The organism is Picosynechococcus sp. PCC 11901, from assembly GCF_005577135.1.
Classification (GTDB): Bacteria; Cyanobacteriota; Cyanobacteriia; order Cyanobacteriales; family MRBY01; genus MRBY01.
In genome coordinates this window covers 903,154-922,101 of record NZ_CP040360.1, presented here as the reverse complement: position 1 = coordinate 922,101, position 18,948 = coordinate 903,154, and the positions used below count along the sequence as shown (strand labels likewise).

General features: G+C 48.7%; 18 protein-coding genes, 1 tRNA gene and 1 pseudogene. 14 read left to right on the top strand and 6 right to left on the bottom strand.

The window, feature by feature from the left end:
* Positions 1–68: 68 nt before the first annotated feature.
* Positions 69–905, bottom strand: a complete 837-nt coding sequence (menB, locus tag FEK30_RS05400; RefSeq protein ID WP_030006063.1) for a 1,4-dihydroxy-2-naphthoyl-CoA synthase — start codon at positions 903–905, stop codon at positions 69–71.
* A gap of 348 nt (positions 906–1,253) precedes the next feature.
* On the opposite strand from menB, the gene FEK30_RS05395 reads away from it, so the two are divergent.
* On the top strand, positions 1,254–1,430 hold the full coding sequence (locus FEK30_RS05395) for a hypothetical protein (RefSeq protein ID WP_041443725.1): 177 nt from the start codon (positions 1,254–1,256) through the stop codon (positions 1,428–1,430).
* A 462-nt stretch (positions 1,431–1,892) separates the two neighbouring features.
* Complete coding sequence (locus FEK30_RS05390) at positions 1,893–3,056, top strand: GuaB3 family IMP dehydrogenase-related protein (RefSeq protein ID WP_012305900.1); 1,164 nt, start codon at positions 1,893–1,895, stop codon at positions 3,054–3,056.
* A 163-nt stretch (positions 3,057–3,219) separates the two neighbouring features.
* Here the strand turns inward: FEK30_RS05390 and pirA are convergent, their stop codons facing one another.
* Complete coding sequence (gene pirA / locus FEK30_RS16720; protein WP_012305899.1) at positions 3,220–3,384, bottom strand: arginine synthesis PII-interacting regulator PirA; 165 nt, start codon at positions 3,382–3,384, stop codon at positions 3,220–3,222.
* A gap of 85 nt (positions 3,385–3,469) precedes the next feature.
* Between pirA and FEK30_RS05385 the strand changes: the two genes are divergently transcribed.
* On the top strand, positions 3,470–4,258 hold the full coding sequence (locus FEK30_RS05385) for an SAM hydrolase/SAM-dependent halogenase family protein (RefSeq protein ID WP_138072216.1): 789 nt from the start codon (positions 3,470–3,472) through the stop codon (positions 4,256–4,258).
* A 161-nt stretch (positions 4,259–4,419) separates the two neighbouring features.
* Here FEK30_RS05385 and hpf read toward each other — a convergent pair whose 3' ends face one another.
* Positions 4,420–5,001 carry a ribosome hibernation-promoting factor, HPF/YfiA family gene (hpf, locus tag FEK30_RS05380; protein ID WP_012305897.1) on the bottom strand — a complete coding sequence of 194 codons (582 nt, stop codon included), beginning with the start codon at positions 4,999–5,001 and terminating at the stop codon, positions 4,420–4,422.
* A gap of 567 nt (positions 5,002–5,568) precedes the next feature.
* On the opposite strand from hpf, the pseudogene lipB reads away from it, so the two are divergent.
* Positions 5,569–6,213 (top strand): annotated as a pseudogene (gene lipB / locus FEK30_RS05375) (lipoyl(octanoyl) transferase LipB); the annotation flags it as partial.
* A gap of 18 nt (positions 6,214–6,231) precedes the next feature.
* On the opposite strand, the gene FEK30_RS17065 reads toward lipB, so the two are convergent.
* Positions 6,232–6,861, bottom strand: coding sequence for a DUF3120 domain-containing protein (locus tag FEK30_RS17065; protein WP_315862007.1), 630 nt, complete (start codon positions 6,859–6,861; stop codon positions 6,232–6,234).
* A 319-nt stretch (positions 6,862–7,180) separates the two neighbouring features.
* Here FEK30_RS17065 and FEK30_RS05365 point away from each other — a divergent pair, with 319 nt between their 5' ends.
* The 4 genes from FEK30_RS05365 (at position 7,181) to FEK30_RS05350 (ending at position 11,356) form a co-directional block, all read left to right on the top strand.
* Positions 7,181–8,149, top strand: coding sequence for an undecaprenyl-diphosphate phosphatase (locus FEK30_RS05365; RefSeq protein ID WP_138072214.1), 969 nt, complete (start codon positions 7,181–7,183; stop codon positions 8,147–8,149).
* Between the two features lie 3 nt (positions 8,150–8,152).
* Positions 8,153–9,487, top strand: coding sequence for a TIGR03279 family radical SAM protein (locus FEK30_RS05360; RefSeq protein ID WP_138072212.1), 1,335 nt, complete (start codon positions 8,153–8,155; stop codon positions 9,485–9,487).
* A 114-nt stretch (positions 9,488–9,601) separates the two neighbouring features.
* Positions 9,602–10,621: a pentapeptide repeat-containing protein gene (locus FEK30_RS05355; protein ID WP_049761541.1), complete on the top strand. Its 1,020-nt coding sequence runs from the start codon at positions 9,602–9,604 to the stop codon at positions 10,619–10,621.
* A 72-nt stretch (positions 10,622–10,693) separates the two neighbouring features.
* Positions 10,694–11,356, top strand: a complete 663-nt coding sequence (locus tag FEK30_RS05350) for an HAD-IB family phosphatase (protein ID WP_138072210.1) — start codon at positions 10,694–10,696, stop codon at positions 11,354–11,356.
* Here FEK30_RS05350 and FEK30_RS05345 read toward each other — a convergent pair.
* On the bottom strand, positions 11,353–12,789 hold the full coding sequence (locus FEK30_RS05345) for a sugar transferase (protein WP_138072208.1): 1,437 nt from the start codon (positions 12,787–12,789) through the stop codon (positions 11,353–11,355). The two genes, FEK30_RS05350 and FEK30_RS05345, sit on opposite strands and share 4 nt — an antisense overlap.
* A gap of 75 nt (positions 12,790–12,864) precedes the next feature.
* Complete coding sequence (locus FEK30_RS05340) at positions 12,865–13,632, bottom strand: WecB/TagA/CpsF family glycosyltransferase (protein ID WP_138072206.1); 768 nt, start codon at positions 13,630–13,632, stop codon at positions 12,865–12,867.
* 106 nt (positions 13,633–13,738) lie between these two features.
* Here FEK30_RS05340 and FEK30_RS05335 point away from each other — a divergent pair, with 106 nt between their 5' ends.
* The 6 genes from FEK30_RS05335 (at position 13,739) to FEK30_RS05310 (ending at position 18,939) form a co-directional block, all read left to right on the top strand.
* Positions 13,739–14,458 carry an HAD family hydrolase gene (locus tag FEK30_RS05335; protein ID WP_138072204.1) on the top strand — a complete coding sequence of 240 codons (720 nt, stop codon included), beginning with the start codon at positions 13,739–13,741 and terminating at the stop codon, positions 14,456–14,458.
* An 11-nt stretch (positions 14,459–14,469) separates the two neighbouring features.
* A tRNA-Ala gene (locus tag FEK30_RS05330) sits at positions 14,470–14,542 on the top strand.
* Between the two features lie 54 nt (positions 14,543–14,596).
* Positions 14,597–15,172 (top strand): Uma2 family endonuclease, encoded by a 576-nt coding sequence (locus tag FEK30_RS05325; protein ID WP_138072202.1) that lies wholly within the window; start codon positions 14,597–14,599, stop codon positions 15,170–15,172.
* A gap of 109 nt (positions 15,173–15,281) precedes the next feature.
* Positions 15,282–15,611, top strand: coding sequence for a 2Fe-2S iron-sulfur cluster-binding protein (locus tag FEK30_RS05320; protein WP_012305886.1), 330 nt, complete (start codon positions 15,282–15,284; stop codon positions 15,609–15,611).
* Positions 15,612–15,908: 297 nt separating this feature from the next.
* Positions 15,909–18,410 (top strand): phosphoenolpyruvate synthase, encoded by a 2,502-nt coding sequence (ppsA, locus tag FEK30_RS05315; RefSeq protein ID WP_138072200.1) that lies wholly within the window; start codon positions 15,909–15,911, stop codon positions 18,408–18,410.
* Positions 18,411–18,570: 160 nt separating this feature from the next.
* Entirely contained in the window at positions 18,571–18,939 is a 369-nt protein-coding gene (locus FEK30_RS05310; protein WP_030006051.1) for a DUF2237 family protein, read from the top strand.
* Positions 18,940–18,948: the final 9 nt, after the last annotated feature.

The window sequence follows — 18,948 nt, the reverse complement described above, 5'->3', positions numbered from 1 at the left end:
CTCTACCAAATTGGGATCCTTTAGTGGTAATGAATCCTCATCTTACCTGGGCGATCGCCTTGGGTTTTTTACGGCAACCAGGGATATTGGCGGAAATTTGGCGATCGCTTTTCCAAAAAAGCCTGCTTCCCTTCTCTGCCCTCTTCTGTCATGTAATAAAGCATAGTGGCATTCCCCGCTAGCTCCTGGAGGCCCGCTTGCCCATCACAATCAGCATTCAGCGCCGCCTTAAGACAGCGAATCGCAATGGGGCTTTTACTCAACACTTCCCTGGCCCACTGCACCCCCTCAGCCTCTAGCTGGGCGACGGGAACCACCTGATTTACCAAGCCCATTTGCAGCGCTTGCTGGGCATCATACTGACGACAAAGAAACCAAATTTCCCGGGCTTTTTTTTGTCCGACAATGCGCGCCATGTAACTCGCCCCAAATCCACCGTCAAAACTGCCTACTTTTGGCCCCGTTTGCCCAAAAATTGCATTATCTGCGGCAATCGTTAGATCACAGAGAAGATGCAGTACATGGCCGCCGCCGATCGCGTAGCCCGCCACCAAAGCGATCACCACCTTGGGCATCGAGCGAATCAGTTTCTGCAGATCCAGCACGTTTAGGCGCGGTACCCCGGCTTGATCGACATAGCCGCCTTCACCCCGCACCGATTGGTCGCCACCAGAGCAGAACGCATACTTCCCATCCGTATGGGGGCCAGCCCCCGTGAGCAGGATGACACCGATGTCTTGATCTTCCCGGGCATCGCAGAAGGCCTCATACATTTCAAAGATTGTCTGGGGTCGAAAGGCATTGCGCTTGTGGGGACGATTAATCGTGATTTTTGCAATCCCATCTAACTTTTGATACAAAATATCTTCGTAAGCTTTGACGGCTTGCCAAGCAAGAGATTCCATAATTTTTCATAGACAATGACTGCCCGTCATCTTATCCCATTCCCCCACTGCTAAGGTTCACTGGCCTTGTGAAAGATGTGTCCCGACGGAGGCTCACACTCTTTTAAAGGGCCGACAAACTTAATGTTTTTTTGTTAACCTTTACTTAAAAGTACGGAAAACCCGAAGCTGCTTTTTGACTATTTTTCGGTAAAAACTTAAATTAGTCTTAAGTATGTTTAGGATCAAAGAAAAAGGTAAGAGAATATTCTTGGGATCAACTTAATTGCATTTAAAAGCTTTTTAATGAAACTTCAAACGACCCTCAAAATCACCGACCTTAATTTTTTTAGAATTCAGGACAAAGCTATGGATTGTTCATATTCGCTCCCCTGTCCGAACTGTGGCGCTCCAGCTCTGCGCCGTTATTTACACAACTCTAGCCTGCGGGAAACAACTTGTGAAACCTGCGATTATTTAATGGTGAGCTGTGAAGAAACCGGTAATGTTGTCGAATCCTATGCCCCTGGCCTTTATAGTTTCTAGGGCCGCTTAATGGTCGATAGTCCCTTGGCGATCGCCAATCACCCATAAATCTTTTTTAAAGACAAAATTTTTTCCCAGGAAAAATTTTAGAACCCTTTAGCGACCTCTCAAGCTTCAACACCTTGAGAGCCTCTTTCCCAGAATATTCTCTACCACTTCTTTGGATCCGACAATCAAAATTCTAGTCATTTTTCACTCTAATTCTCACTCTTATCTGTCAATTCTTTTGCAACAAAGTGATTCTTAACTAGGAGAAATGGTTGTTCGCTTCCGTGAAAATGAGGCTAGTCCATCGAGTTGCTTTTACGTGAATCTACACACGAACTGAGTCACCAGCACCAAGCCCAAAATTCAGCCTCCAGAAAGATTGACGTCTGGTGGTCGCTTTTTTGTAAGAAAATGCAAGCAATCAGTTATCCTAGACTGACACATTTAAGTTTTGGCAATCATTAAGGAGTAAGAGTGGACATTCAAATTGGTCGTGGCAAAACAGCTCGTCGTGCTTACGGATTCGATGAGATTGCCCTCGTTCCGGGCGGTCGTACCCTAGACCCTGAACTGGCAGATACCAGTCTCGAAATTGGTGGAATTAAGCTAAATATCCCAATTTTAGCCAGTGCAATGGATGGCGTTGTCGATGTAAAAATGGCAGCGCTGCTTTCTGATTTGGGTGCAATGGGCGTATTGAACCTTGAGGGACTCCAAACCCGTTATGAAGACCCCAACCCAGTCCTTGATCGGATCGCCGCAGTTGATAAAACCGAGTTTGTCGGCTTAATGCAAGAGCTCTATTCCAAGCCGATCCAACCGGAGCTAATCCAGAAACGTATCCAAGAAATCAAGGCTCAAAACGGCCTCGCTGCAGTGAGTCTTACCCCTGTCGGTGCCACCAAATATGGCAAAATTGTCGCTGATGCTGGGGCCGATATTCTCTTTATCCAAGCAACGGTAGTTTCTACTTCTCACCTATCTCCTGAAGGGATTGTCCCCCTAAACTTGCACAAACTTTGTTCTGAACTGCCCATTCCAGTTGTCCTGGGGAACTGCGTTACCTATGATGCGGCGTTGGAACTGATGCGTGCAGGGGCAGCGGCCGTGCTCGTGGGGATTGGCCCCGGAGCGGCTTGTACCTCCCGTGGTGTGCTTGGAGTTGGTGTCCCCCAGGCAACCGCAGTTGCTGATTGTTCTGCGGCCCGCGATGATTATGAGAAAGAATCTGGCCGCTATGTGCCGATCATTGCTGATGGTGGAATTGTTACTGGTGGCGACATTTGTAAATGTATTGCTTCTGGGGCAGATGCAGTAATGATTGGGTCTCCCATTGCCCGTGCGGCGGAAGCACCGGGTCGCGGTTTCCACTGGGGGATGGCGACACCTAGCCCTGTACTACCCCGGGGAACTCGGATTAATGTGGGGACAACTGGCACGATTACCCAGATTATGACGGGGCCAGCGAAACTTGATGATGGAACCCACAATCTCTTGGGCGCTCTCAAAACAAGTATGGGAACCCTCGGCGCCAAAAATATCAAGGAAATGCAACAGGTAGAAGTAGTAATTGCTCCTTCGCTGTTGACAGAAGGGAAGGTTTACCAAAAAGCCCAAAAGCTAGGCATGGGTAAATAGGCTCGGCAACGATTGCTGATTTTCGGACTGGAGGTTTAGCTTTTTGAAAAGTGAGCCTTCATTTTAAGCAAATCCATCAAATTAACCGAAAGAAAAGGGAATGTTTTTCAACACTCCCTTTTTTTGTTTTGGTAAAAAATTATTCGGCTGAGATGAATATTGTTTAACCGATCCCAAGGTACTGGGCCTCCGCTTCTAACTGCTGCACGAGGTGGTCATTGCCGGAATTCCGGGCGGCTTCGAGGCGATGCTGCAAATTTTTCTTGAGGTTTTCGCGGTGGGTGCGTTTAATTTGTTTGACGATTTGCTGTTGAACGTTTCTAAACATGATCTTCTCGCTGGGGATAATTGGCTATTTTTAGAGTAACAGGCTTCAGATTAAACTGTATCAAATACTACAAAATACTTAAAACATGATGGCGATCGCCTTAGTGACAGATTTCGGTTTACAGGACGGTTATGTGGGGACAATGAAGGGAGTCATGGCGGCGATCGCCCCCCAAGCCCTAGTGATTGATCTCAGCCACAATATTCCGCCCCAGGATTTGTGGGCTGGTCGCTTTTGTCTGTTGAGTGCAGCGCCTTATTTCCCGCCGGAAACAATCTTTGTGGGCGTTGTGGATCCGGGGGTCGGCACTAACCGCCAGGCGATCGCCGTGGAATTGAACCAAGGTTATTTTGTGGGGCCGAATAACGGTCTAGGGAGCGGTTTGTTTGCAGAGGATGCCATTGTTGCGGCGATAGAACTGGATAATCCCCAGTATTGGCGATCGCCCCTAAGGGAAAACCTGAGTCACACTTTCCATGGCCGGGACATTTTCGCGCCAGTGGCAGCCCATCTTTCCCTGGGCGTTCCTTTATCCAAGCTGGGTCGTCCCCTTAAATCAGCAGAAATCATGCGTTTAGATGTTCCCCCCTATCAGAGCAATGGTAAGTCCTACACCGGGATAATCCAGCACATCGACCACTTTGGGAACTTGATTACCACCATTCCCAATACTGTATGTGCAAATAATCAGGGCCAAGCAACGTTAGCGGGTCAACAAATTCCCCTGGTTTGTACCTATGGAGATGTGCCGAAAAATCATCCCTGTGCCTTGGTAGGAAGCCATGGTTGGTTAGAAATCAGTGTAAATCAAGGTAATGCCCAACACTTTTTTCAGGTGCAACGGGGCGCAATGGTTCAATACCAAATTTGCTAAATATTTAAGTTAATTAGTCTCTGATAACCCACAAAAAAGAAGCAATAAAAAAGGAAAGCTTTATGTTAGAAGACTTTCCTTTAAATCAGGGATTAGATTTGCCGATGATCCAAATAATAACTATTGTCTAAAAGTCATTAAATGAACCTGGAAAAAATCAACTATTCTTTGCCCAAGCGTGGTTGGATTACACCATAACCACCGTGGTTGCGGATATAGATCACATTGATGGCATTTGTGTCTTTGTTCAAGAACATATAGAAGTCGTGGTCTACCAACTGCAACTGCTCTAAAGCCTCATCAATGGTCATGGGGGGCATCGCAAAATACTTCATCCGTACCACTTCAGAGGGAAGCTCTGGGGCGCGATCGCCAATGAGATTATCTGGCACCGGATCCTCAGGTAACACTTCACTGGTTTTTTCCTGAACGTGGGTTTTCTTGCCGAAATTTTTCTCTTTATATTTGCGGAGTTGGCGGGCGATTTTATCAGAAACAAGGTCAATGCTGGCGTAGAGATTTTCACTGCCTTCCTGGGCGCGAATCACTGTACCATTGGCGTAAACAGTAACTTCAGCTTTATGCTTGTCGGTAATGCGAGCATTGTTAGCAACAGACAAGTGCACATCTACTTTTGTGGCGAAGGTTTGAAAGTGCTTGGTTGCTTTTTCAAGCTTGCTTTCAACATAGTCATGGATCGATTCAGTTACTGCAATGTTGTTGCCTTGGATCAATAGCTTCATAGTCTCTGGTTACTCCATCTGAATGGATAAAACAAGTTTACTTTGTACACAATTTACGAATGAAATCTGGATTTAAAGCCTAAAAAAATTCGCAATGAAATGACTGGTGTAAACAAGAACTTGTTGGTGAAGTGTTTCGTTATTCTAGCAAGGTTTCTTCAAGGCGAAAAACTATTGTGGTGGCGTCATATATAGATCCGTCCGTTTAATATTACGCAACACTTCTACAAGTATTAGCGTAGGTTTGAATACTAGAGAAAGTTTTTTTGATGAGATAAACAAACTGAGAATTAAGCGGTTTTTAGTTCTTTTGGAGGAAATTAGTTGCTGACAACTTATTGACTGGGAATTTTTAGGATTTATCTCTTTCTCTCTATAGTTTTAATTGTAGGTTTTGCCTTTGGGCCTTGTCAATTTATCTTTTTTGAAACATTAAGAAAGCCAGGAAGCTTTTACAGTTCTTAACTCTTTGCTATGGTGAGGACAATATCTAACATTGTTTTGCCAAAAGGCGATCGCCCCTTGATGACTTTTAATGTTTTGTCGGATCCCTTGACATTGCGTCATATCAATTCACACCCTTTCCCCCTTTGTCTATTTTATCAAGGGGGAATTTGGCCTTACACCGAAGCTTGGGCACAGCAACAACAACTGGTGGAAGCACGCCTACGGGATGGGCAGTTGAGTGATGTTTTACTGCTGCTGGAACACTTTCCGGTCTACACCCTAGGGACAGGTTCAAAGCTGGATTTTGTGAAATTTTCCCCGGAAACCGCAGGCGTAGAATTGCATCGGACAGAGCGGGGCGGCGAAGTGACGTACCATTGTCCGGGACAATTGATCGGTTATCCGATTTTGAATTTGCGTCGCCACCAACAAGATCTGCACTGGTATCTGCGGCAATTGGAAGAAGTCTTAATTCGGCTTTTGGCGCGCTATGGCTTGGTGGGAGAACGAATTCCTGGACTAACTGGGGTGTGGGTCGAGGGTCATAAGGTGGCAGCCATTGGCATCAAGGTGAAGCGCTGGATTACGATGCATGGGTTTGCCCTGAATGTTTGCCCGGATTTGGCGGGATTTAAACGGATTGTTCCCTGCGGCATTGGCGATCGCCCCGTGGGGAGTTTGCAGCAGTTTTTACCGGAGATTACCTTGGCCCAAGTGCGCGAAGATTTACCGAAGATTTTTGGCGAAGTTTTTCAGTTGGAGATGATCAAGCAACAGGATCTCCTAGGCGAAGCAAGCCGCAATCCAAAACAGACCATCGACGAGGAGAGTACTGACCACAGCCCCGGCGAAACTCCAATAGGGGATTTGGGGTTGACGGAAAGCCCACCAACTAATGCCAATCAATAAATTCACCAGAACAACTGCCCAACTAATGCCCCAGAGGGTCTGCATCTGGGCCAAGGCCGCTTGAAAAATGGGCATCACAAAATCCGGTTCGGCATACATGAGCTTGCGCCAGTAGGGGATCAAATCCGTGAGGTAAAAGTAAATGTCGGTGATCGCCGTACCAAGAAGGGAACCTAGGTAAAACAAATGTCCCACCAAGCCCCGCTTTTGCCACAGACCCCAGAGAGCAAAGGGTAGGCCAATCGCCTCCACCGGAAGATGTAAGAAGGGTTCGTAGCGCAACCAGCCCCAATAGATGGCTCCGGCTAACCAACTCCAGCTAAACCCCCAGAGTAGATCACCCCAAATTTCGGTATTTTCTCGCTGCCGGAGGCCACAGGCGATCGCCACCCAGAGGAGAGTCAAGGCCAAACTCAGCCAGGGAGCCGTCCTGACCAGGGGCGCTTGGAAAAAAACAGGCACAGAAACCAAGAAGCCCGACGCGAGGCAAATTAGCAGGGGAATATTGCGGCGGAGATCCTGTTGTCGCTTGAGAACATACACTGCACCGACAGAGAAAAGAGGATGGTTCAGCAAAACAAAGTGGTTTGTAACAATAACTTGTAAATATTTATTAATGAATTTTAACTTATGACTCCCGATTTTCTCATAAAGAGGACGGGAAATTTGCCTGATTTTGCCATTTCTGAGGGGCGATCGCCGAGGATTTAACCTCCGAGTGGGGAATCCCCAGGCCGGATTTTTCTAAAAGCTAGTCAAGGTCAACCAGATTGACTAGAGTAGTTGAGGCAGATTTACCCGACGCCCAAGGGAAGCGACATCAATGCTCAAAAAAAAGCAACAACGGCACTGGTTTGAGTTCAGCAGTATGGTGGCCCTCGGCTTGGTTCTATTTCTGTTGATTAGCTTTTGGCATCTGCGCATCAATGCGGCAACGCCCGAAAATACGTTGGCGATCGCCCCGATACAGTTCAATTGGTTCCAAGGGATTATTTTAGGATTGGTGCAAGGCTTAACCGAATTCATCCCCATCAGTAGCACTGCTCACCTCAAGGTGATCCCCGTGGCCCTCGGTTGGCCCGATCCAGGGGTGGCTCTCACCGCCGTGATTCAACTGGGGAGCATCGTCGCTGTGCTGGGTTATTTCTGGCAAGATTTACGGCAGGTCATTGGTGGGGCCTGGCAAGCTTGGCAACAAAAAGATTGGCAAAAACAAGAGTGGCGCATGTTTTGGGGCATTGTGTGGGGCACTTTCCCGATCCTCGGTGTGGGTTTGCTGCTCAAAATTTTTGTGCCTAATTATGACGCTTCACCGTTACGCAGCTTAACCGCCATTGCGATCGCCTCCATTGTGATGGCGATTTTGTTAGCCCTTGCCGAACGTTATCCCCGGCACCAACGCGCCTTTGACCAGCTCAGCCTCAAGGATGGCCTTCTCATGGGCTGCGCCCAAGCTCTCGCTGTCATCCCCGGAGTGTCGCGGTCTGGTTCGACGATTACAGCGGGTTTGTTTATGAATCTAGACCGGGCTACGGCAGCACGTTTTTCGTTTCTACTAGGGATTCCGGCTATTACCATCGCTGGCCTTGTGGAATTTCAAGGGTTAGTGAGTGGGGGCTTAACAACAGTGCCGCCCCTCACCCTAATTGTCAGTCTTCTTTCTTCAGCGGTGTTTTCCTACTTGGCGATCGCCTGGCTGATCCAATTTCTCCAAAAACACCAAACCTGGGTTTTCGTCTGGTATCGATTAGGCTTTGGTATGATCATCTTGGCATTAACCCTGCTGCGTTAACCCATGAGCGTCTCCACCATCAAGCCCGCCCAAATTTGCCACGTTGTCCCCGATTCCATTGCCGCTGAAATTGGCTTTGAGGCTGGTGATGCCATAGTGTCCATTAATGGGATGAAGCCGAGAGACCTCATCGATTATCAGTTTCTCTGCGCCGACGAATACCTCGAATTAGAAGTTCTCGATGCCAAAGGGAAATCTCATCACCTCGAAATCGAAAAAGACTACGACGAAGACCTGGGTTTAGAGTTTGAAAATGCTCTCTTTGACGGTTTGATTCAGTGCAATAATCGCTGTCCCTTTTGCTTTATCGACCAGCAGCCCCCCGGCAAGCGCCAAAGCCTCTACTTAAAAGATGATGACTATCGCCTCAGCTTTCTCTATGGCAGTTATCTCACCCTGACCAACCTGACCGAGCGGGAATGGCAACGCATTAACCAAATGCGCCTCTCGCCCCTGTTTGTGTCCGTCCATGCCACTGAGCCGGAGATTCGTCGGCAACTCCTCAAAAATGACCGCGCCGGGGAAATCCTCACGCAACTCCAATGGTTTGCGGATCATCGCTTACAAATCCATGCCCAGGTCGTCGTTTGTCCTGGGATCAACGATGGGCCTCATTTAGAAAGAACATTGCGGGATTTGGCTGAATTTCACAGGGGAGATTTACCCGCTGTGATTTCGGCAGCGGTGGTGCCGGTCGGTTTAACTCGTTTTCGCCCTAATTTGACGGAACTGAGCCCCGTTGATCAGGCCAAAGCCCAGGAAGTGATCGCCCAGGTGACAGCGCTCCAGGCAGAGTTCCGGGAACGGTTTCAAACGAATTTTGCTTGGCTAGCCGATGAATGGTTTCTCATTGCACGGGCAGAACTGCCGCCGGAGTCCCATTACGAAGACTATCCTCAACTGGGGAATGGGGTGGGTTCGATTCGCCAGTTCATCCGGGATTTTCTCAACACCGCCGATGAGACTTTACCGTCGGCGATCGCCAAACCCAAGCACTTCACTTGGGTCGTAGGGAATGCCGTAGAACAAGCCTTTGAACCCCTTGTCGCGCGTCTAAACCAAGTGGAAAATTTAACGATTACCCTAGCAGCCTTAAATAGTGACTACTGGGGCCAAGCCATCACCGTTACCGGACTGCTTACGGGAGAAGACTTGATCAAAAAACTGGTTGGTCGAAATTTTGGCGATGGCATTTTGCTCCCGACGGTGATGCTTAAGCACGATGAAGCCAAATTCCTCGATGATAAAACGGTGGCAGAAGTGGCGATCGCCTTAGAGACCCCCATCTATGCTGTAGAAAATGTCTTAGATTTGATGAACCGCTGTTGTCAAGATTAACAGTTCACAAAGAAGATTATCGAAACATTAAGAATTAAATGCTTCTTCAGTAAATAGAGTATGTTTGCTTTTCTAATAAAAGAGGAGGCCGATGCCGGCAGGTAGCATTTACGAATGGTGCTGCTCGTTTTTGGTGCTCGGTTGCATAAAGCTGGCCCTATGAATATTGAAGCGCTTCTCAATGACTATGCCTTGGGACAGAGGTTATTTCCCAGGGAACGGTTTACTGCCGCAAACTTGACTGGGTTAGACTTAGCCCATACCAACTTTACCGGAGGAAATTTTGTTTCTGCCTCCCTCGCAAGGACGAATTTGCACCATTGCCATCTACGTCAGGCCAACCTCAAGCGAGCTTTTTTATACGGCGCGAACCTTAGCTATGCCAAATTAGACCAAGCCGATTTGACCGGCGCGGATCTCACGAAAGTTAATCTCCAGGGGGCGACCTTAACCCAAGCAACCCTAAATCACGCCCAGCTCAGTGGGGCCATTATGCGTTGGGTCACTTTTTTCATGGCGGATCTCCAAAATGTGAATCTCTGTGGCGCCAATTTAACGGGGGTCAATTTTCGCGGGGCCAATTTAACAGGAGCGGATCTCAGTTGGAGTAATTTGAGTGAGGCGAAGCTCAGTGGTGCGATTTTGCAGGAAACAAATTTACAAGGCATACAGTTACAGGCCGCCTATCTCAATGGTGTTGATTTTCGGCGGCAGGATTTTAGCGGTCTCAATTGTGCTGGAATTCTTTTTTGTGGTGGAAAAGGCCACGATATGAATTTGGTGGGAACCAATTTAACTGGAGCCAAACTGCGTTTTACGAGTTTTGTCCGGGCCAATTTCTCACGGGCATCTCTGCACCAAGCTGATTTCCAACACGGAAATTTAACCGCCGCTAACTGTCAATATGTAGAGGCGATCGCCAGCAATTTTCAGCAAGCAGAATTAGTTTCGACGGATTTTCGGCATGCTCAACTCCAAAGGGCCGATTTTCGGGGCGCAAATCTCTGGGGAGCCAATTTCGCCCGTGCTGACCTCCGGGGAGCCAAGTTTCAGGGCGCTAAACTAAATCAGACAAATTTCCAAGGGGCTGTTTTTGAATTCGATCCCCGCACACAGACTCTCCTTGCTTCGTAAGGGAAAGTACAAGATCAAAATTATCCCAAAGCGGACTATAATCCTGGGGAACTTGTTACGTTACAAAAGTTAATGGACGCCCAAACGATTGTATTTTGCGACTTTGACGGCACAATCACGACCGTCGATACCTTCGGCGATGCCCTCGGTAAATATGCGCCGGAGGTTGCCGCCGACATTCTTCCGGGCTTGTATAACCGCAAGATTACGCTCCGGGAAGGGGTACGCAAAATCCTCGAAGCGATTCCCTCGGAGCAATTTGCTGCTTTGGTCAGCGAGGTGGACGATAAACCTGTACGTCAGGGCTTCAGTGATTTTCTCCAGTTTTTAGGCGATCGCCAAGTGCCGATTGTCGTGGTCTCCGGTGGCCTCGTGCCAATGGTAGAGCGGGTTTTAGCGCGCCCCGGTACCGATGGCACACCCCTGCGCGATCACATTGAAACGGTGGCCGCGATGAATATTGATACCCTCGATCCCTATTTCAAAATTATTGCGCCCTTTGAAGGGGGGACAGAAATGGTGGAAAAAGTTCAGGTGATGGGAAAGTATAAATACCAAAAAGCGATCGCCATCGGGGATTCCCTGACGGATATCAATATGGCCCTCAAAGCAGATTTGGTTTTTGCCCGCGATCGCCTCCAGCAATATCTGGACGAAGAAGGCAAAGCTTACGTGCCTTGGGAAACCTTTGATGATATCTGCCATTACCTCGAAACCAACGGTTTTCCGGCCTAATAAGCGCCTTTGCCAAAAAAGACGATTCGCACCGTTTCTAGCAGAATATCGAGATCGAGGTTCAAAGACCAGTTGTCGATGTAATACAAATCTAGCCGTGCCGCATCATTAAAATCCTCTAGATCTGAGCGGCCCGAAATTTGCCAAAGTCCTGTAATCCCCGGTAATACCTGATGGCGGATATGGTGCCATTCGTCAAACCGTTCCACATCCCGCAATGGTAAGGGGCGCGGCCCCACCAAACTCATCTGACCCAGTACCACATTAATTAATTGGGGCAACTCATCAATACTGGTGCGGCGGAGAAATTTACCCAGCTTGGTAATGCGGGGATCGTCTTTAATCTTGAACAATACCCCATCTTTCATTTGATTTTGCGCTTCTAGTTGGGCCTGCAACTGGGGCGCATCGACGACCATTGTCCGAAATTTCCACATCTTGAAGGGTTTGCCATTGAGACCCGCCCTCGGTTGCCGAAAGAAAATTGGCCCTGGTGAATCGAGACGTATGGCGATCGCCACGCCGACCAACAGCGGTGAAATTAGCAGTAGACCCAACCCTGCGCCTAGGAAATCAAACCAGCGTTTCAGGCGATAATCCCAACACAATAACAAGGGCGTTTCAATGCGGAGGGTGGGAATTCCCGCGAACATTTCCGGTAAACCTCGCCGATAAAGCATTTCCCGACTGGATGGCATCAAACGAATCGCAATCCCCGCACTGCGCAAATGCCAAAACAAATGGGAAGCTAATTCCGTTTCCGGCAAGTCTTTGACTAAAACCTCCTGGGCGCCTGACTGACGAATTTGGGCAATGGTGGCCTGGGTGCCGGCCATGGAAGCGAGGGCAGCACCAACAATTTTGTAATGGGGACGTTTTTTGATCACCCGCTTGAGGCAGTCCAACTGTTTTGCCGGTGCTACCAAAAAGACATTTACCGGCGGTGCTTGGCGATCAAACTGCCGTAGGATGAGGGTCAGAATAAAGCGAAAACCTACGACAAAGGCAATGCTGAGAAACCACGCCGTAATAAAAAGTGAACGGGGCGGATCCAACATTGGATTGTGAAAATAACTGCCGACCAAGAATAAACCATAGACCAAGGTGATGATCCAGGCGGCGCGGGTGTAGTTCTGGGGAGCCGGAGGCAGGCGATAGAGATGATTTCCAAAGAAAAAACAGAGGGTGACAACGGCAAAAATCCAGAACAGACTGGGAATATCGAGCCACACCCACCAGACCAGATCCGCCGGAATCGGTGAATAAAAATTATTAATGTAGTCCGCGAGTTGCCAGGCGATCGCCAACCCCAACAGATCACTACCCACCAGCAATAAACCCCTTTTCCAGCGGCCTTGGGCAGTTTTTAACCAGTGGAGCGGATGAATCGCGCGGATATCCTGGGTGGGAAGGGGAAACGGAGACTTGGGCATGGATCGAGGCCATCAACTGGCAATACAAAGAAAAATACTTAAAATCCCTCAGGGGTGGGCAGAATTTGAAAAGAATTAGGGCGATCGCCGCCGGAGCAGTTGCCAACCAAACAGCAAAATAAACGCCCCATTGTGGATGAGATAACGTTTCCAGAGGCGACGGGGTTCTTGGATCAGTCGATAAAGCCACTCCAAACCCAGGGGCCTCAACCAGTGGGGGGCCTGGGAAACCGTACCCGCATGGAAATCAAAGGCAGCCCCCACCCCCAACAAAACGGCATTAAGGTGAGGGCTATTTTCAGCCATCCATTTTTCTTGCTTCGGGCAACCCAAACCGACGAAAACCAGCTTCGCGCCAGATTGTTCGATGCGCTGTCTTGTGGCGATCGCCTCGGCGGAGGTTGGTGGCCGAAAAGGGGGTGCTTCTACTCCGGCAATTTGCAAATCAGGAAATTTTTCTAAAAGATGATGCTGCAATTTTTCGAGGGTTTCTGGGCGACTGCCGTAGAGATACACCGGAAGTTTCTCCTGGGCGGCCATGGCGCAACAATGGAGCATCAAATCCGGCCCATAAACCCGGGTCGCCTGGGGATAACCCAACCATCGCAATCCCCAAACTAAGGGCATACCGTCCGGTGTCGTCACCAGGGCTTGGTTGATGATTTTTTGAAACCCTCGATCCCAGTAACCCGTCATCACCATGTGTACATTGGCGATCGCCCCATAACCAAATGTCCCATCGCGGATCGCCGCCGCAATTTCGGCCCAGGCCCGTTGATAATCTAGGCAATGCACCCTTGTTTTTAGAATGTGTCGCTGGGGAATATCCGTCATCAAAGCCATGGCGATCGCCCGCAAATATCAACGCTTATTCTAAGATGAGGATTACCAGGCAAAAACCTGACCCTTGGTCAAAAAACGTAAACTTTCACCCTCCCATCGTCCCGTTATGACCCTGCTCAAAGCCGTTTTATTTGAAATCAACGGAGTCTTTCTGAACGATACGGCCCTCCAATTTGAGCTGATCGATGACATTTTGCTGGCCGAAAATCTTCGACCCACCGACCGCCTCTATCGCGACAGCAGCCTGGGCAAAAGCGATCGCCGCTGCCTCAAGGAAAATCTTGCACTCCGGGGGCGGGTATTCTCCGAGGCGCAACTGGATAGTCTCATTCAACAAAAATCTGCACTTTACCAAAGCAAATTACGGGAAATAAAGCCGTTCCCCCTCTATGAAGACGTTGTTCCCCTAATTTCGGCGATTAAACTCAAAAATATTCCCGTGGGGATTGTAACGGGCTATTGTCGTGCCGATGCCGAATTTATTCTCCAGCAAGCGCAACTTGACCAAGCTTTTGATGTGATTGTCACCGCCGATGAAGTGAAAACGTTTAAACCGAACGGAGATGGTTATCGCCAGGCGATCGCCCAACTGAACCAGAAATTTCCTGACCAAAATATCCAGCCTGAAAATTGTCTCGCCGTTGAAGATAATTTCCATGGTATCCAAGCCGCTAAATCCGTCGGTATTCCCGTGGTTGGCGTCGCCCATACCTATCCATTTCATATGTTGCAGCGTTGCAGTAACTGGTGTGTGGACTACCTCAGCGATCTAGAACTCGAACGCATCGATCCCAGCCTTGCGCCCCCCGCAGAGGTGCTAAAATAATTTTTCGTTCTGGGGAATTAGCTCAGTTGGTAGAGTGCTGCGATCGCACCGCAGAGGTCAGGGGTTCGAATCCCCTATTCTCCATCCCCCAAAAAACTTGCCTACAATGGGAGCATTCCGCCGCGAGAGGTCGTGACAATGGCTACCGTAACCCTTGATCTCCAGCCCGTTTTGACCCTGACCCAAGGCCAATTTGCCCAGCTCTGTCAGGCGAATCCTGATGCCAAATTAGAACGCACAGCCCAAGGAGAACTTGTGATCATGGCCCCTACTGGTGGTGAAACTGGCCGACTCAACTTCAAGTTAAATGTCCAGCTTGGGATTTGGAATAATCATTATCGCCTAGGGGAATGCTTCGATTCCTCGACGGGCTTTGTTTTGCCCAATGGTGCGACGCGATCGCCGGATATGTGTTGGGTCGAAAAGTCCCGCTGGGATAGCCTTACCCCAGAACAACAGCAAAAATTTGTTCCCCTCTGCCCTGATTTTGTCGCCGAACTGCTCTCGCCCAGTGATTTGATACAACAGACTCGTCAAAAGATGCAGGAATATTTAGCCAATGGTTGTCGGTTAGGCTGGCTCATTAACCAAGGCGATCGCCAAGTGGAAATTTATCGTCCTGGTCGAACCGTGGAAATTTTAATGACCCCCAAACAGCTTACCGGAGAGGATATTTTACAGAATTTTGTTTTAGATCTCAGTGATTTATGGTGATAGCTTCCCCACAAAAAATTGGTTTTGCAGCATCTTTAACCGACCCTTTTTAGAAAGTATGGCACCATAGAAGCAATCATCATTGAGATAATGAGAGAAAACACCAACCATGCCGACTATCACCTTCGGAAATCAAACCATTACCTGCAATCAAGGCGATAATTTACGTAAAGTTCTGCTAGCCAACAAAATTAGTCTTTACAATGGCAATGCAAAAACTATCAATTGCCACGGCCTTGGTACCTGCGGCACCTGTGCCGTCGAAATTACTGGCCCTGTTTCAGCCCAGAGCTGGAAAGAAAAAACACGCCTCTCTCTCCCGCCCCATAACCCAGACAAAGAACGGCGTCTAGCCTGCCAAGTTAGCGTAGAAGGGGATATTACTGTCAAAAAATATGATGGCTTCTGGGGCCAGGGGGATACTGTGGTCAGTGACTGATTGCAACCTTGATTAATATTGATAAAAACCAATCAACTTGGGCGGCGAGACTGGGAAAAACCTAGTCTTTTTCTTTTTTAAAGCGCCTTGACTTATCTTGAAAAGGTTAAAAATATCTTAAATAAAGATAAGAAAAAAATATTGTCTTTTTAGGCAACATCAAGCTTGTTTTTCTTGATGTTTTTTCATTAAACAGAAGTGAAAGGTAAGGATATATTTCATTTCTGTAAAGGGCTCATTTTAAGTCTTTTAGGATCGAGGTGTACGGAGAGGGATGATTAAGGAGTTTTTATCGTTATGGTTAGCACTCTTAACACAGCTACGGCTTCTGATGCGAGAACCGAAGCGCTCGTTTTGTGGTTTGAGGAGGTTGGTTCCCTGGATGTGGGTTTGGTTGGCGGCAAAAATTCTTCCCTTGGGGAAATGATTCAGCAGTTACAGCCCCAGGGGGTCAACGTTCCAGGCGGATTTGCGACGACGGCCCATGCCTATCGGCATTTTGTTAAATCTGCGGGCTTAGAGGAAAAGTTGCGGACATTGTTTGCAGATTTAGATACGGATGATGTGGCCAATCTCCAAGCACGGGGGCGGCAGGCACGGGCTTTGATTTTAAATACGCCGTTCCCCCAGGATCTCCAGGTGGCGATCGCCTCTGCTTACAAAAAAATGTGCGAACGCTATGGGGCTAAATCTGATGTGTGCGATCGCTTTGAGGGGGCAGACAAACAAGCCTGCGAAGACAGTGCCCACAACGTCGATGTGGCGGTACGTTCCAGTGCCACGGCAGAGGATTTGCCGGAAGCCAGTTTTGCGGGACAGCAGGAAACTTATCTGAATGTCCACGGTGTCAAGGGCGTTCTCGAAGCCTGCCATAAATGTTTTGCGTCGCTGTTTACGGATCGGGCGATCGCCTACCGCCAGCACAACGGCTTCGATCATTTTGAAGTGGCCCTGTCCGTCGGTGTACAAAAGATGGTACGTTCCGATCTCGCCACCTCCGGCGTAATGTTCTCCATCGATACCGAAAGCGGTTTTAAAGATGCCGCGTTTATTACCGGAGCCTATGGCTTAGGGGAAAACGTTGTCCAAGGCGCAGTGAACCCCGATGAATTTGTGGTCTTTAAACCGACCCTCAAGGATGGCTACAAACCGATTCTCGAACGGCGACTCGGCAGCAAAAAGATCAAAATGGTCTATGCCGGCGGCGCAAAACTCACCGAAAACGTTGCCGTTCCCGAAGAGTTGCAAAACAAATTCTGTGTCAGCGACGAAGATGTTTTAACCCTCGCCCGTTGGGCAACCACCATCGAAGAACACTATTCCGGCGTTCGTGGGCAATACACCCCGATGGATATTGAATGGGCAAAAGATGGTCTCACGGGTGAACTCTTTATCGTCCAAGCCCGTCCGGAAACGGTGCAATCCCAGAAAGCTGCCAACGTGATCCGCACCTACAAGCTCCAAGAAACTGGTAGCGTCATTGCCCACGGTCGCAGTGTCGGGGAAATGGTCGGTCAGGGGGAAGCCAACGTAATCCTCGATGTGGATCAAATTAAACTCTTCAAACCCGGTCAAGTGCTGGTCACCCGCCGCACTGATCCCGATTGGGAACCGATCATGAAAAAAGCGTCGGCGATCGTCACTGACCAAGGCGGAAGAACCTGTCACGCGGCGATTATTGCCAGAGAAATGGGGATCCCTGCTGTGGTGGGTTGCGGTGATGCCACGACCTTGGTGAAGTCTGGTCAAGACGTAACCGTCTCCTGTTGCGAAGGGGAAGACGGCAAGATCTACGAAGGGCTGTTGAAGTTTGAAGTGGAAGAAACATCCCTTGAAAATCTGCCCACCACCAAGACCAAAATTTTGATGAACGTGGGCAACCCCGAACAGGCTTTTTCGCTGTCGCCTTTACCTGCCGATGGTGTTGGTTTAGCTCGCCTTGAATTCATCATTGCCAACCACATTAAAGCCCACCCGAAAGCCCTGATTCACTTTGATGAATTGGAAGATTTGATGGTGAAAAAAGAGATCGCGGAACTCACCCATCTCTATGAAAATAAAGCCGATTTCTTCGTGGATAAACTCGCCAGTGGCATTGCAATGATTGCCGCCGCATTCTATCCGAATCCGGTTGTGGTCAGAATGTCTGACTTCAAATCCAATGAGTATGCAAACCTGCTCGGTGGTCGTCAATTTGAACCGACGGAAGAAAACCCGATGATTGGCTGGCGTGGGGCATCCCGCTACTACGATCCGAACTATTCTGATGCCTTTGGTTTGGAATGTGAAGCCTTCAAGATTGCCCGCAATGAGATGGGCTTGACGAATATTATTCCGATGGTTCCATTCTGCCGTACTCCGGAAGAAGGTCGTCGCGTCCTCGCTGAACTGGCAAAACATGATCTCCGCCGTGGGGAAAATGGGCTGCAAGTTTACGTGATGTGCGAATTGCCTTCTAACGTGATTCTGGTGGATGAGTACAGCGAAGTCTTTGACGGTTTCTCGATTGGCTCCAACGATTTAACCCAATTAACGTTAGGTTTGGATCGCGATTCTGCCCTCGTTGCCCACATTTTCGATGAACGGAATGAAGGAGTAAAACGCATGGTTCGCATGGCGATCGAAGGGGCGAAGAAATATCAACGCAAGATTGGTATCTGTGGTCAGGCTCCCTCTGATTACCCTGAATTTGCTGAATTCCTCGTTGAATTGGGCATTGATTCTATCAGTTTGAACCCTGATTCTTTACTCAAAACTAAATTGGCGATCGCCGCTTTAGAACAAAAACTTGGCCGCTAGATTCCTAGATTAAATCCCTTGTCTTTCCCTTCTCCAATCACTAAATTGGGGAGGGGATTTTCCTATGGCCCAATGCTGTGGCCTAATCTGCGTTACCCGTCGTGTCGGTCGTTATCATTGGAATTGTCTACCCTTGCAACGAGGATTTTTTGAACCCCTAATGACAGACGCAAAAAACGTTTTAGGAACTGCCCTCCAGCCTTGCAGTACCGACCCCTTGACTGGATTTTATCGAGATGGCTGCTGCACCACCGGCGCGAACGATTTTGGCCGCCATGTGGTCTGTGCAAAAATGACGCCAGCTTTCTTGGAATTCACCAAAAACCAAGGCAACGACTTGAGTTCCCCCGTGCCCCAATACCATTTCCCTGGCCTCAAACCTGGCGATCGCTGGTGTCTCTGCGCTGCCCGCTGGCAAGAAGCTTTTGAGGTTGGTGTTGCGCCCCCAGTTCACCTTGAAGCCACCCATGCCAAAGCCCTAGAAATTGTTCGCCTCGAAGATCTACAGCACCATGCCTTGGTTTCCTAACGGAGCTTG